Source organism: Flavobacterium sp. CAU 1735, from assembly GCF_039888695.1.
Taxonomy (GTDB): domain Bacteria; phylum Bacteroidota; class Bacteroidia; order Flavobacteriales; family Flavobacteriaceae; genus Flavobacterium.
In genome coordinates, this window is record NZ_JBDQQQ010000006.1 from 151,726 (window position 1) to 166,942 (window position 15,217).

Consider the following 15,217-nt stretch of genomic DNA (forward strand, 5'->3'; position numbering starts at 1 on the left):
TTTCTTTTTCAGATCAGAATTTTACTTTAACTTTGCGTAAAAATAACACAAATATGACAACACTTAATCTAACACCGGACTTTACCCCATACGGAACAGCAAACGCACTACTGTATCAATCGTTTGTTTTTTCCGGTGGTGAACCGCATATAAAAATTAACCCAGACTTTGATCCCAATCAAATGATCACCATAACACAACGCATCAATTCTTTTAACGACCTTGGACTGTTTTGTATTGCTGTAGATGCCTTAAAGCGAATGGGCGTAAAAACAATCGAAGCCTTTATTCCGTATTTTCCGGCGGCTCGCCAAGATCGGGTTATGATTAAAGGGGAATCGCTTTCGGTAAAAGTATATGCTGATATCATCAACAATCTACAATTACAAAAGATTACCGTATTTGATCCGCATTCTGAAGTTACTCCTGCACTTTTAAACAATTGCGAAGTACTGGACAATCATGCTTTTATCAAAAAAGTAACCGAATATCTTAACACCGATCTAAAACTGATTTCACCGGATGGCGGTGCATTAAAAAAAATCTATAAAGTTTCGGAGGCCTTAGGCGGAATTGAAGTGGTGGAATGCTCCAAAAGCCGTGATGTCAAAACGGGCAAACTATCCGGTTTTAAAGTATACGATACCGACCTGGAAGGTAAAGATTGCCTGATCGTAGATGATATTTGCGACGGAGGTGGTACTTTTTTAGGTCTTGCGGAAGAACTAAAACAGAAAAATGCCGGTAATCTTTACCTTGCCATCAGTCATGGCATCTTTAATAAAGGATTTGACGGATTATCCGGTTACTTTACTAAAATATTTACGACCGATTCGTTTAAAGCTATCCATCACGAAAATGTCGTACAAATTAAATTAGAACATTTGTAACATTAATCATGACAGAAGAACATAAAAAAAGAATAAGCAAATTTTTAAGCTTATTATTACGCCACCAACCCGAAAAAATCGGATTACAACTGGATGAAAACGGTTGGGCAAACGTGGACGAACTTATCGAAAAATCGGCAGCTAAAAATTATATTTTCACAAATGAAGAATTGGAAGAAATTGTAGCAACAAATGATAAAAAAAGATTTGCTTTTAATACTGATCAAACAAAAATAAGAGCCAGTCAGGGACATTCATTAGACATAGAACTAGCGTTGGAAACACAAATTCCTCCTGAATTTCTTTTCCACGGAACAGCCGAAAAATTTGAAAGAGCTATCCGCACAGAAGGCATAAAAAAAATGAATCGGCAGCATGTACATCTTAGTCAGAATCAGGAAACCGCACATAAAGTCGGTTCCCGACATGGCAAACCGGTTATTCTTACAATACTATCCGGGCAAATGCACAATGAAGGTATCGCATTTTACCAGTCTGAAAACGGTGTGTGGCTTACGGATTTTGTTGACCCGAAATATATTTCAAAATGACAACACGAACACTTGTTATAGGCGACATACACGGAGGTTTAAAAGGCCTCGAACAAGTTTTAGCCAAAACAGTACCGACTCAAAACGATACTTTTATCTTTTTAGGAGATCTTGTTGACGGCTGGAGTGATTCGGCTGCAACTGTCAGTTATCTTATACAATTTTCACAACAATACAACTGCATTTTTATAAAAGGGAATCATGATTTTTGGTGTGAAGAATGGCTTAAAACCGGGACAGTAAACAAAACCTGGCTACAACACGGAGGTCAATCTACTTTTGATAGTTATGAAAAAGTAGATGAAACCACAAGAAATGAGCATCTTGTATTTTTTGACAACATGCACAATTATTATGTTGACAGTAAAAATCGTTTGTTTATACATGCTGGCTTTACCTCCATGCATGGACCGGAAAAAGAATTTCATACTTCCAATTACAACTGGGATCGAACTTTATGGGAAATGGCTTTAACCATGAACTACAGAGTTGTTGATAACATAAAAATATATCCTAAGCGATTGTTACTATTCCATGAGATTTTTATAGGTCATACTCCAACTTTGGTATACGATGTAACAACTCCAATGCAAGGTTGCAATGTATGGAATATCGATACCGGTGCTGCATTTACCGGAAGACTATCGGTAATGGATATCGCAACAAAAGAATATTGGCAAAGCGATAAACTAATCGATCTTTATCCAAATGAAAAAGGCAGAAATAAATAAAACAAAACCATTCACAATATAATACACTCACACTATGAACCCATTACTATTAACCGACGGCTATAAAGTAGACCACAGACGCCAGTATCCGGATCAGACAAGCCTGGTATATTCCAACTGGACACCCAGAAAAAGCAGAATCGAAGGTGTTAATGAAGTTGTATTTTTTGGTTTACAGTACTTTATAAAAAAATATATTATTGAAAGTTTTGAAAAGGACTTTTTTCAGCAGCCAAAAACGGAAGTGGTACAAAAATATGCCCGAAGAATCAATAATTATCTGGGTGAAAATCAGGTAGGCACCAAACATATTGAAGATTTACACGATCTGGGTTATATTCCAATGGTATTTAAAGCCCTTCCGGAAGGCAGTTCCGTACCGATCCGAATTCCGATGTTTACCATGTACAATACCTTACCGGAGTTTTTCTGGCTTACCAATTATTTCGAAACCCTGTTATCAGCTGTAATCTGGATGCCGTGTACATCGGCCACAATAGCACGTCAGTACCGGAAAGTTTTAGATCGTTATGCTGCCGAAACATCATCCCTTCCGGAATTTGTCGACTGGCAGGCACATGATTTTTCGATGCGCGGAATGGCCGGAATAGAGGCCGCTACCCTTTCCGGTGCCGGTCATTTATTAAGCTTTACCGGAACCGATACCATCCCAGCAATAGAATTCCTGGAACAATACTACAATGCCGATTCCGATTCCGAACTTATTGGAGGTTCTGTTGCTGCAACCGAACACAGTGTAATGTGCATGGGAACCAATGAAGGTGAATTTGAAACTTTTAAAAGATTAACCACAGAAATATATCCAAAAGGTATTGTATCGATTGTATCTGACACCTGGGATTTATGGAAAGTACTAACTGATTACCTACCCCGATTAAAAGACAGTATTATTACCCGCGAAGGCAAAGTCGTAATTCGTCCTGATTCCGGTGATCCGGTAGCCATTATCTGCGGAAATAAAAATGGGAAAACATTGGACGAACAAAAAGGAGTGATCGAAATTCTCTGGGATATTTTCGGAGGAACGTTGAATTCAAAAGGCTATAAAGAACTAATTCCGCAAATCGGTACCATTTACGGAGACAGTATTACCGTAGTCAGAGCAACGGAAATCTGCGAACAATTAAAACAAAAGGGATTTGCTTCGACCAATGTCGTATTGGGAATCGGATCCTATACCTACCAATATAACACCCGCGACACTTTTGGCTTTGCCATGAAAGCGACCTATGGTGAGGTTAACGGTAACGGACGCGCTATCTACAAAGATCCGATTACAGACGACGGTACCAAAAAATCTGCCAGAGGACTGATACAGATTTATAAAGATCCGGACGGTCATTTCCAACTAAAAGACAATTGTACCTGGGAAGAAGAAACCAAAGGCGAACTAAAGGAAATCTTCCGCGACGGTGTTTTAATAATTGACGATAGCTTACAGGAAATCCGAAGTCGAATAAAATAATCTTTAGAATACAACCAACCGCATCGATACACAAGCCGTACTGTGTATCTTTGCTGTTTAATTTTTAACCGATGTACCATCAAATAGCCGCCTACCTAAAATTCCTTTGGCATTCCAAAAACCAACATGGTGTACATTCGCCTTTTGTATTTAGTCTGGTTACCAAATGTTTTTACGATAAAAAAGGTAAGCCGGAATATACCACATTAGGAAATTACAGAAACGCACTTTTACAAAATAACACCACGATTTCGGTAACCGACTTTGGAGCCGGTTCCCGGGTTTTTAAATCCAACAACCGATCTGTTGCCCGTATTGCGAAAAATGCCGGGATTTCAAAAAAAAGAGCCCGTTTGTTGTTCCGATTAGTCCGTTATTTCCAACCGGAAAACATTTTAGAGATTGGTACCTCGCTCGGATTGGCCACCGCTTCGCTGGCTTCAGGAAACTCCAAAGCCAACATAACCACTATAGAAGGTTGTCCGGAAACGGCTCGTATCGCCCGCGAAAACATGACCACATTTGGTTATCACAACATCCATTCGGTTGTTTCCGAATTTCAGGCGTATCTGGATAATGTCACCAATCGGAACACAACCTACGATCTGATTTATTTTGACGGCAACCATCAAAAAGAAGCCACGCTACGGTATTTCGACACCTTGCTTCCCACGATAACCAATGACACGCTTTGGATATTCGACGACATCCATTGGTCGGTCGATATGGAAGAAGCCTGGCAAAAAATCAAAGAACATCCGCAGGTAACCGTTACGATCGACACCTTTCAATGGGGTTTTGTTTTTTTCCGACGCGAACAGGAAAAAGAACATTTCATCATACGCGTTTGATCATTTCCTGTAACATTTCTAAAGTTTAGTGCACTTATAGGGTATTAAAAAAACCTTTTTAGTATTTTTAAAAACGAAAATCAACCATCGATATAAAGGCAATGGCTAAACCAATCATAGAAATTAAAGAAATTACGAGAGACTTCCCTTTGGGTAACGAAACCGTATACGTATTAAAAGGAATCGATTTAACAATCAACAAAGGGGAATATGTAGCCTTAATGGGACCTTCCGGTTCTGGAAAATCCACCCTGATGAATATTTTAGGATGTCTGGACACACCTACTGCCGGCGATTATATCCTAAACGGAAAAGACGTTAGTAAAATGGGGGATGACGAACTGGCCGAAATCCGAAACAAAGAAATCGGATTCGTTTTCCAAACGTTTAACCTGTTACCGCGTACGACCGCATTAGACAATGTTGCCCTTCCTATGGTCTATGCCGGTTATTCCAAAAGTGAACGTATCGAACGGGCCACCGAAGTACTCAATCAGGTAGGCTTGGGCGATCGTATGGATCACAAACCAAACCAGTTATCGGGTGGACAACGTCAACGTGTAGCCGTAGCCCGTGCTCTGGTTAATCGTCCTTCGATTATTCTTGCCGATGAACCAACCGGTAACCTTGACAGTAAGACTTCCGTAGAAATCATGAATCTTTTTAACGAGATCCATGCTAATGGAAATACCGTTATTCTGGTAACGCACGAAGAAGATATCGCCGAACACGCACACCGGATCATTCGTTTGCGCGATGGTGTTATCGAAAGCGACAATAGAAACAAATAACCCCAACCCTGCTTCACAACCGTGAGCAAAAAATTGCAATATCATGAAAGTATATACCAAAACCGGAGACAAAGGAACCACTGCCCTTTTTGGCGGAACCCGCGTACCGAAACACCATATCCGTATTGAAAGTTACGGAACCGTAGACGAATTAAACTCTCATATCGGACTAATCCGCGATCAGGAGATGAATACCTTATATAAAAACGTATTGATTGAAGTGCAGGATCGGTTGTTTACATTAGGTGCCATCCTGGCCACGCCACCGGAGAAAGAAGTTTTAAAAAACGGTCAGCAGCGACTCAATATCAATCGGATTTCGCCGGAAGACATTGCGTATCTCGAAAATGAGATCGATCAGATGGATACGACTTTACCGCCAATGACACATTTTGTATTGCCCGGAGGTCACACCACCGTGTCATATTGTCATATTGCGCGCTGTGTTTGTCGTCGTGCGGAGCGTTTAGCGACACATTTACATGAACTGGAACCTGTCGATCCCTTGGTTTTAACCTATTTGAACCGACTTTCTGACTACCTTTTTGTCTTGGCACGAAAGTTGTCATTTGACCTTCAAGCCGATGAAGTAAAGTGGATTCCACGGAAATCGTAAATCGGTCGTTTGGAATCTTACTAGCGAATAACTCCGGAAATCCGGCAAAAACAGCTTATTTGACCGGATTTCAGACACACGTTCTTAACTTTTTTTAAAATAAACAAAATTTTACTTGACTATTTCAGTAGAAAATTTATTTTTGCATAAAACTATAAATCGATAACAAGATGTATTGGACATTAGAATTAGCATCCTATTTGAGCGATGCGCCGTGGCCAGCCACAAAAGACGAACTTATCGACTACGCTATTAGAACTGGTGCGCCATTGGAAGTGGTAGAGAACCTGCAATCTATAGAAGACGAAGGAGAGATTTATGAATCCATGGAAGAGATTTGGCCCGATTATCCAACCGACGAAGATTATCTTTGGAACGAGGATGAATACTAAAAAATAAAAAGCAATGAAAAGTCTCCTTATGAGGCTTTTTTTTTGCTTAAATTTGCACACTTTTATTAGAAAACTAAAAATTATGAGTTTCATAAACAGCATATTAAAAGCTTTTGTAGGAGACAAGTCTCAAAAAGACGTAAAAGCAATCCAACCCCTTATCAATAAAATCAAGTCATTTGAAGGGCCACTAGCGGCATTATCAAATGATGAGTTACGGGAGAAAACAGTCTATTTTAAAGACATCATCAAAAAAGCCCGCGCTGAAAAAGACGCGAAAATTGAGGCTTTAAAACAGGAAGTTGAACAAACGGAAGATATTGATAAAAGAGAAGATCTATACGCTTCTATTGATGCTATAGAAAAAGAAGCTTACGACCTTACTGAGAAAGCCTTATTGGACATTCTACCGGAAGCCTTTGCTGTTGTAAAAGAAACCGCACGTCGTTTTAAAGAAAACACCCATATCACGGTAACCGCTACGCCAAAAGATCGCGAGTTATCGGCTTCCAAACCGTATATCGTAATTGAAGGTGATAATTCCGTTTGGGCCAATTCCTGGAATGCTGCCGGAAAAGAAATTACCTGGGATATGATCCACTACGACGTACAGTTGATCGGTGGTGTGGTATTACATCAGGGTAAAATTGCCGAGATGCAAACGGGTGAAGGTAAAACATTAGTAGCAACCCTACCAATTTACCTGAATGCTTTAACCGGAAACGGTGTACACCTGGTAACGGTGAACGACTACCTTGCCAAGCGTGATAGCTCGTGGAAAGCGCCTTTATTCGAATTCCACGGATTAACAGTTGACTGTATCGACAATCACCAGCCCAATACCGAAGGACGTAGAAAAGCATACGAAGCCGATATTACCTACGGTACAAATAACGAATTCGGTTTTGACTACCTAAGAGATAACATGGCACATTCGCCGGCAGAATTGGTACAACGCAAACACAATTATGCGATTGTCGATGAGGTGGATTCCGTTTTAGTGGATGACGCCCGTACGCCATTGATCATTTCCGGTCCGGTTCCACAAGGTGACCGTCACGAATTCAACGAATTAAAACCGAAAGTAGAAAACTTATATGGCCTTCAGCGCCAATTGGCAAACGGATTCCTAACCGAAGCCAAACGTTTGCTAAAAGAAGGAAACACCAAAGACGGTGGATTCCAGTTATTACGCGCACACCGTGCTCTACCTAAAAACAAAGCTTTAATTAAATTCCTGAGTGAAGAAGGTGTAAAACAAATTCTTCAGAAAACGGAAAACCACTATATGGCCGACAACAACCGTGAGATGCCAAAAGTGGACGAAGCCTTGTACTTTGTAATCGAAGAAAAAAACAATCAGGTGGAATTGACCGATAACGGTATCAAATTCCTATCAAAAGATACGGATGATACGTTCTTTATCTTACCGGATATCGGAACCGAAATCGCCGCAATCGAAAAACAACATCTTTCAAAAGAAGACGAAGCTGAAGCCAAAGAAAGACTATTCCAAGACTTCGGAGTAAAAAGCGAGCGTATTCACACGTTAACGCAGCTTTTAAAAGCCTATACTTTGTTCGAAAAAGATACGGAATACGTTATCATGGATAACAAAATCCTTATCGTTGATGAGCAAACCGGTCGTATCATGGACGGACGTCGTTATTCCGACGGTTTACACCAGGCGATCGAAGCCAAAGAAAACGTAAAAATTGAAGCGGCTACACAAACATTTGCTACCATTACGTTACAGAACTACTTCAGAATGTACAGCAAATTATCGGGTATGACCGGTACTGCGGTTACAGAAGCGGGTGAGTTATGGGAAATCTATAAATTAGACGTAGTGGAAATTCCAACCAACAGAGGAATTGCCCGAAAAGATAAAGAAGATTTAATCTACAGAACGGTACGTGAAAAATTCAACGCCGTGATCGAAGATGTTGTTCAGTTATCCGAATCCGGAAGACCGGTATTGATCGGTACAACATCGGTAGAAATCTCCGAGTTATTAAGCCGAATGTTGAAAATGCGTGGTGTAAATCACAACGTATTGAACGCGAAATTACACAAACAGGAAGCGCAAATCGTTGCTGAAGCCGGTAAACCGGGCGTGGTAACCATCGCAACCAACATGGCCGGTCGTGGTACCGATATTAAATTAACAGACGAAGTAAAAGCAGCCGGAGGTTTAGCGATCATCGGTACCGAGCGTCACGATTCACGTCGTGTTGACCGTCAGTTAAGAGGTCGTGCCGGACGTCAGGGAGATCCGGGAAGCTCTCAGTTCTATGTATCGTTGGAAGACAACCTGATGCGTTTGTTCGGATCGGAACGAGTTGCCAAAATTATGGACCGTATGGGACTAAAAGAAGGCGAAGTGATTCAACACTCGATGATGACCAAATCGATCGAAAGAGCACAGAAAAAAGTAGAAGAAAACAACTTCGGTGTTCGTAAACGTTTGTTGGAATATGACGACGTAATGAACGCACAACGTGAAGTAGTTTACAAACGTAGAAAACACGCGCTACACGGAGAACGTCTAAAAGTGGATTTAGCCAATATGATGTACGACGTTTGCGAATTGGTAGTGGAACACAACAAACCATCCGGAGATTTCAAAAACTTCGAATTCGATTTGATCCGTTATTTCGCTATCAGTGGTGCAATTTCAGAAAGTGATTTCACTCGTTTATCCGATCGTGAACTAGTTGGAAAATTATACAAAGCCGTATTACAACACTATACGGAAAAATCCGAAAGAAGTGCTAAAGAAGCTTTCCCGGTAATTAAAAACGTATTCGAAAACAACAACGGACAATTTGAGCGTATCGTGGTTCCGTTTACAGACGGTATCAAATCATTAAATGTTTTCACCGACTTACAAAAAGCTTACGAAACAGAAGGAAAATCATTACTGACTGATTTCGAAAAGAACATTACGTTAGCAATTGTAGACGAAGCCTGGAAAAAACACTTACGCAAAATGGACGAGTTAAAACAATCCGTTCAGTTAGCCGTACACGAACAAAAAGATCCGTTGCTTATCTATAAATTCGAAGCATTCAACCTGTTTAAAAACATGTTGGATAACGTAAATAAAGAAGTAATTTCATTCTTATTTAAAGGGGATCTTCCATCACAAAACCCGAACAACATCCACGAAGCGGAAGAAGTTCCGGTATTACAGGAAGACTACACCATTTCAAAAGAAGAGGTTCTAAACTCGGAAGAAATTGCCGAGCGTAACCACCAGGCTGCGATGCAACAACAAGCGCAACAGCAACCGGTAACGGAAACCATCGTTCGCGATGCTCCGAAGATTAACCGTAACGACAACGTGACCATCAAACACGTAATGTCCGGTAAATCCGAAACAATGAAGTTTAAAAAAGCCGAAGCATTATTAGCATCAGGCGAATGGGTTATCGTTAACCAATAACATTAATCCTCACAAATACTAAAAAATCCCTCTGTTTTACAGGGGGATTTTTATTTTTATAATAGGCTTAACATCTTTTTTCTATTTTTTTCTTATCTTTTTTTCCGATATAAAAATTATTTCTAATCCTTTAAATTATTAGTATGGAGTTATACTATTCTTTTTCTATTTTACTCGTTTTAGCCTCATTTTTCGCCTATTTAAACCTTCGTTTCCTAAAACTTCCCTCGACCATTGGAGTAATGATCATCGCAATGATCACTTCGATTATCCTGGTTGTTTTCGGACACATTTTCCCGGATACCCTAACTCGGTTTTCCAAACTTATCGCCGAATTTGACTTTACGGAAGTCCTGATGGGCGCTATGTTAAACTTCCTGCTTTTTGCCGGAGCGATCCATATTAACATGTTGGATCTAAAAGAACAACGCTGGCCCATTATCGTCTTTTCAACACTGAGCGTTATTTTATCAACCTTTATTGTTGGTGTACTGCTCTATAATATCCTGATCTTATTATCACTCGAGATTCCGTTTATTTACTGTTTGTTGTTTGGAGCGCTTATCTCACCAACCGATCCGATTGCCGTATTGGGAATCCTGAAAAATGCCAATGTACCCAAATCGCTTGAAACCAAAGTTGCCGGTGAATCGTTGTTTAACGACGGTGTGGCGGTAGTGGTTTTTGCCGTAATCCTGCAATTGGCGCAAGGTCGCAACATCGATTTATCCTTTAGTCATATTTCTTGGCTAATCATCAAAGAAGCACTCGGCGGATTCCTATTGGGAATGGTATTGGGTGTAACCGCATCGAAAGCGATGCGTAAAATCGACGATTATAAAGTGTCCGTTTTAATTACATTATCCGTTGTTATGGGTGGTTATTTAATCGCTCATGCGATGCATATTTCCGGTCCGTTAACCATGGTGGCTGCCGGTCTTATTATTGGAAACTATGGTAAAAAAACCGCCATGTCTCCCATTACCAAAGATTATCTAAATAAATTCTGGGAACTGATCGATGAAATTATGAACGCCATTCTGTTCCTGTTTATCGGATTTGAATTACTATTGATTCCGAATATTTTAGGCTACTGGCAAATCGGTTTAATCTGTATACTACTGGTGCTATTTTCCCGTTTCCTTTCCATCTGGATTCCAACATTGGTTATTCCATTTAAAAAAAAATTCAACCGCGGAACGATCAAAATCCTCGTTTGGGGTGGTTTACGTGGTGGTGTATCAATTGCTTTAGCATTATCAATCGAAGAAGGCCCACACAAACAAATGATCCTTGCGATTACCTATTTTGTAGTGGTATTTTCCATCGTAGTACAAGGCTTAAGTATTGGAAAACTGGCCAATAAAGTATTACCTAAAGAAGTTTAAAGTTTCAAATCTTTTCACACCTGACAGGTTTTTGAAACCTGTCAGGTGTAACCCATAAAAACAACAAAGCTGTCTTAAATAAGACAGCTTTTCTGTTTATAGTGTATCGGGAAATATTTTCCCCGGATTAAGAATGTTGTTCGGATCAAATAGTGCTTTAATACCTTTCATCAGCAGAAGCTGTTTGTCGCTAAAAGCAATATCCATATAGTTTTTCTGTACATAGCCAATGCCATGTTCGCCGGAAAGCGTTCCTTTTAAAGCAACCGTGAGTTCGAAAATTTCACGGATTCCTTTTGGCACTTCCGTTTTCCAGTTTTCGTCGGTCATCGTTCCTTTGATGATATTCACATGTAAATTACCATCGCCGGCATGACCATAACAAACCGACTGGAAGCCATATTTTGCTCCGATACTTTTGATTCCCTCCAAAAGGCGCGGTAATTCATAACGCGGCACTACGGTATCTTCTTCTTTGTAAACCGAATTCGCTTTTACCGCTTCGGCTACGCCCCTTCTCATTTTCCACAAGGCATTTTTCTGATCGTCGGAATCGGCAAAAAGAATTTCATCAATTTCAAACGATTCCAATACCTGCATGATTTTTTCGGCTTCGGCAAACAAAATATCCGGATAATTTCCGTCGACTTCAATTAGTAAATGCGCCTGAATTGCCTCTTTTACCGGAACATTAATTCCGTCGATAAACCGCAACGTCCAGTCAATCGCATCGCGCTCCATAAATTCCAACGCACTCGGTACAATTCCCGCCCGGAAAATCGCCGAAACCGCTTCACAGGCTTCCCCCGCTTTAAAAAACGGTACGAGCATCAATACATTATGATTGTTTTTCGGTAGTAATTTTAATACAATTTTAGTAATGATTCCCAACGTACCTTCGCTCCCAACCATCAATTGCGTCAGGTTATATCCCGTGGAATTTTTCAGTGTATTCGCTCCCGTCCAGATAATTTCACCGGTTGGCAACACCACTTCTAGATTCAGAACATAATCTTTGGTCACCCCATATTTTACCGCACGGGCGCCACCGGCATTTTCGGCTACATTTCCACCGATAAAACAACTGCCGCGACTACTCGGATCCACCGGATAAAACAAAGCTTTTTCCAGCACCGTATCCTGCAAGATCTGTGTAATAACAGCCGGTTCGGTGATTACCTGTAGATTTTTTTCGTCAATTTCAAGAATACGATTCAGTCGTTCGGTCGAAAGTGCGATACCACCGTGGATACTTAAAGCGCCACCACTTAAACCCGTACGTCCACCAATGGGAACCACCGGAATGGTATATTCATTCGCCAATATAACTATAGCCGAAATTTCAGCAGCCGAAGCCGGTTTTACCACCACCTGAGGCGGAAATACCAGATCTTCTGTTTCATCGTGTCCATAACTATTCCGGGTTTCTTCGTCGGTAAAAACATAAGAAACACCTACAATTCCCTGAAGCTTCGCTATAATTTCCGGATTCATATTTCTAATTTTATAGTGAAATTACTATTTCTTCTTAATATTTGGAAGGAAATACGCAATAAGTCCGATCAAAGGTAAAAAAGCACAAATATGATACACAAACGTGATACTCGTATGATCGGCCAGATAGCCCAACAGTGCCGATCCCAAACCACCCATTCCGAAGGCAAAACCATAGAATAATCCGGAAACCATTCCGAGTTTTTTAGGTAATAATTCCTGTGCATATACTAAGATTGCCGGGAAAGCCGACGATAGGATCACACCAATGATCATCGATAATACACCCGTCCAGAATAAATCGGCAAAAGGCAACAACAACGTAAACGGTGCCACACCTAAAACCGAAAACCAGATCACATATTTACGCCCGAACTTATCCCCTAACGGCCCGCCTAAAAGTGTTCCGGCCGCTACCGACATCAGGAACAAAAACAAGTGAAACTGCGCATCCTGAACCGATACGTGGAATTTGTCCATCAGGTAAAATGTAAAATAACTCGACATACTCGCCGTATAGAAAAACTTTGAAAAGATGAGCAACAACAGAATCGCGATCGATAGATTTACTTTTCCTTTCGAAAGGTTGTGCAGAATTTCCGGTTCTGTCTTTTTTGATTTTCGCAAGCTCAAATGATCACGGTACCAGAAAGCAATCTTACTCAGCACCGCCATTGCCACAATTGCAAAAATCAGGAACCACAAAATATACTGTTGTGAGTTTGGCACAACAAATAATGCTACTAATAAAGGCCCGATGGCTGTTCCGGCATTTCCACCGATCTGGAAAATCGATTGTGCCAATCCTCGCTTACCGCCGGATGCCAAATACGAAACCCGGGACGATTCCGGATGAAAAATGGACGATCCGATTCCGACTAAAATCACAGCCAGCAATATCATATAAAAACTGGTCGCATACGAAAGGGCAATAATCCCAACAGACGTAAACAACATTCCGTATAATTGCGAAAAGGGTTTCGGATGTTTGTCGGTATAAAAGCCGACAAACGGTTGTAAGATAGAAGCCGCCATCTGATACGAAAAAGTGATCAATCCGATCTGCGTAAACGACAACTGAAAATTATCTTTTAATATAGGATAAGCAGCCGGGATAACCGCCTGCAATAAATCATTTAATAAATGTGCAAAACTGATCGAAAACAGGATCGAATACGCCGTTTTTTGTACCAGTTCCTGTGACTGGTTTGCTTCTAAAGCAATTTCATTGGTTTTCATGGTAAGCTATAACTTTTTAGTCACAACCGGCACCGGTATAGGTTCCGGGTTAATTTTTCCTTTTTTAGAATTGATATTCAAACGCAGAATAATAACAAAAGCCACTATACCCGCGGTAGCCATTCCGCCCACCATTGGAAACAAGGTTTCGTCGTGTAAAGCACTTACCACCGCTGACAAAATTGCTCCGCATACCATTTGTAAAAATCCGATCAATGCCGAAGCACTCCCTGCATTTTCTGAAAACGGTGCCAAGGCCATCGCCGTACTGTTCGGTACCAATATTCCGAGGCAAAACAGGAAGGTAAACAAGTGCAGAATCAGGATTACAGGGGTAAACAATTGCAGTTGTAATAATGTGATCAACGACAAAGCCACGATCAATAAGGTTCCTCCGGACAGGGTAACAATTTGCAACGATGTAAATCGTTTTAACAGCAAACGGTTTAGCTGACTTCCGGCGATAAAGCCCATCGCATTGATTCCGAAAACCCAGCCATATTGTGCCTCCGTTAATCCGAAATACTTCATAAATGCAAACGGCGATCCGCTGATATAGGCAAACATTCCCGCCATGGCCGCACTACCGGCAAAAGCGTAGAATAAGAAGGTCTTTTCAAAAAACACGGCTTTATAGTCGCGAATACTGTTGTTAAAATTAAGCGGTTCCGTAGTCCTTTCTTTTATACTTTCCGGCAGATAAAAATACACCGCCAGGGTCAGCAATAATCCGATTATCGCCAGCACATAAAAAATAGACCGCCAGTCGGAAACCGACACCACCCAACCACCGATTGACGGTGCCAGAATCGGAGCCACACCTACGATTAGCATCAGGATGGAAAAGATTTTGGCAATTTCCGAAACCGGAAACAAATCGCGTACTACAGCCCGGCTAACGACCATACCGACGCATCCGCCTAATGCGAGGACAACCCGCATGGTGATCAACCAATAAATGGAAGGTGAAAGCGCACAGCCAATCGAAGCTGCGATAAACAATAACAAGCCAAACAATAAGGGTTTCTTTCGTCCGAATTTATCAATAATCGGTCCGTAGAAAAGCTGACCGATGCTAATTCCTATAAAATAACTGGTAAGCGACAGGGTAACCTGCGCGATATCCGTATGCAGTCCTTTGGCTATGGCCGGAAATGCAGGCAGGTACATATCGATACTGAAAGGAGCCAGAGCCGATAAACCTGCGAGGATAAAAAGAAGGGTGTATTTTTGTTTAAACGTCATTATATTCGCAGTATCAAGGTGCAAATTTCGACAATCCGCGGCAATAATTTTTCTTAAAAAAAAGCCAAAATATTTTTTATTTCAACAAAGCAACA

The 15,217-nt window shown here is 40.9% G+C and carries 13 protein-coding genes; 10 read left to right on the top strand and 3 right to left on the bottom strand.

The window, feature by feature from the left end:
- Positions 1-53 precede the first annotated feature (53 nt).
- From prs to AAFN64_RS13930, 10 genes are all read left to right on the top strand, one after another.
- Positions 54-890 (top strand): ribose-phosphate diphosphokinase, encoded by an 837-nt coding sequence (gene prs, locus AAFN64_RS13885; protein WP_347760868.1) that lies wholly within the window; start codon positions 54-56, stop codon positions 888-890.
- Between the two features lie 8 nt (positions 891-898).
- On the top strand, positions 899-1,441 hold the full coding sequence (locus AAFN64_RS13890) for an RNA 2'-phosphotransferase (protein WP_347760869.1): 543 nt from the start codon (positions 899-901) through the stop codon (positions 1,439-1,441).
- Entirely contained in the window at positions 1,438-2,172 is a 735-nt protein-coding gene (locus AAFN64_RS13895; protein WP_347760870.1) for a metallophosphoesterase, read from the top strand. The genes AAFN64_RS13890 and AAFN64_RS13895 overlap by 4 nt, the downstream gene beginning before the upstream one ends.
- 34 nt (positions 2,173-2,206) lie before the next feature.
- Complete coding sequence (locus AAFN64_RS13900; RefSeq protein WP_347760871.1) at positions 2,207-3,658, top strand: nicotinate phosphoribosyltransferase; 1,452 nt, start codon at positions 2,207-2,209, stop codon at positions 3,656-3,658.
- Between the two features lie 71 nt (positions 3,659-3,729).
- On the top strand, positions 3,730-4,509 hold the full coding sequence (locus AAFN64_RS13905; RefSeq protein ID WP_347760873.1) for a class I SAM-dependent methyltransferase: 780 nt from the start codon (positions 3,730-3,732) through the stop codon (positions 4,507-4,509).
- A gap of 101 nt (positions 4,510-4,610) precedes the next feature.
- Positions 4,611-5,300 (top strand): ABC transporter ATP-binding protein, encoded by a 690-nt coding sequence (locus AAFN64_RS13910; protein ID WP_300484989.1) that lies wholly within the window; start codon positions 4,611-4,613, stop codon positions 5,298-5,300.
- Between the two features lie 43 nt (positions 5,301-5,343).
- On the top strand, positions 5,344-5,916 hold the full coding sequence (locus AAFN64_RS13915; protein WP_300484991.1) for a cob(I)yrinic acid a,c-diamide adenosyltransferase: 573 nt from the start codon (positions 5,344-5,346) through the stop codon (positions 5,914-5,916).
- Positions 5,917-6,086: 170 nt separating this feature from the next.
- Entirely contained in the window at positions 6,087-6,308 is a 222-nt protein-coding gene (locus AAFN64_RS13920; RefSeq protein WP_002986941.1) for a DUF2795 domain-containing protein, read from the top strand.
- Positions 6,309-6,390: 82 nt separating this feature from the next.
- Positions 6,391-9,756 (top strand): preprotein translocase subunit SecA, encoded by a 3,366-nt coding sequence (gene secA / locus AAFN64_RS13925; protein ID WP_347760877.1) that lies wholly within the window; start codon positions 6,391-6,393, stop codon positions 9,754-9,756.
- 143 nt (positions 9,757-9,899) lie between these two features.
- Complete coding sequence (locus tag AAFN64_RS13930; RefSeq protein WP_347760879.1) at positions 9,900-11,144, top strand: sodium:proton antiporter; 1,245 nt, start codon at positions 9,900-9,902, stop codon at positions 11,142-11,144.
- Between the two features lie 96 nt (positions 11,145-11,240).
- On the opposite strand, the gene AAFN64_RS13935 is transcribed toward AAFN64_RS13930, so the two are convergent.
- The 3 genes from AAFN64_RS13935 to AAFN64_RS13945 are packed head-to-tail and all read right to left on the bottom strand — an operon-like array spanning position 11,241 to position 15,122.
- Positions 11,241-12,638: an FAD-linked oxidase C-terminal domain-containing protein gene (locus AAFN64_RS13935; protein ID WP_347760880.1), complete on the bottom strand. Its 1,398-nt coding sequence runs from the start codon at positions 12,636-12,638 to the stop codon at positions 11,241-11,243.
- A 24-nt stretch (positions 12,639-12,662) separates the two neighbouring features.
- Entirely contained in the window at positions 12,663-13,877 is a 1,215-nt protein-coding gene (locus tag AAFN64_RS13940; RefSeq protein WP_300485000.1) for an MFS transporter, read from the bottom strand.
- A gap of 6 nt (positions 13,878-13,883) precedes the next feature.
- The gene (locus AAFN64_RS13945) at positions 13,884-15,122 is read right to left on the bottom strand and encodes a multidrug effflux MFS transporter (protein WP_347760881.1); all 1,239 of its coding nucleotides are present in this window, start codon (positions 15,120-15,122) and stop codon (positions 13,884-13,886) included.
- Positions 15,123-15,217: the final 95 nt, after the last annotated feature.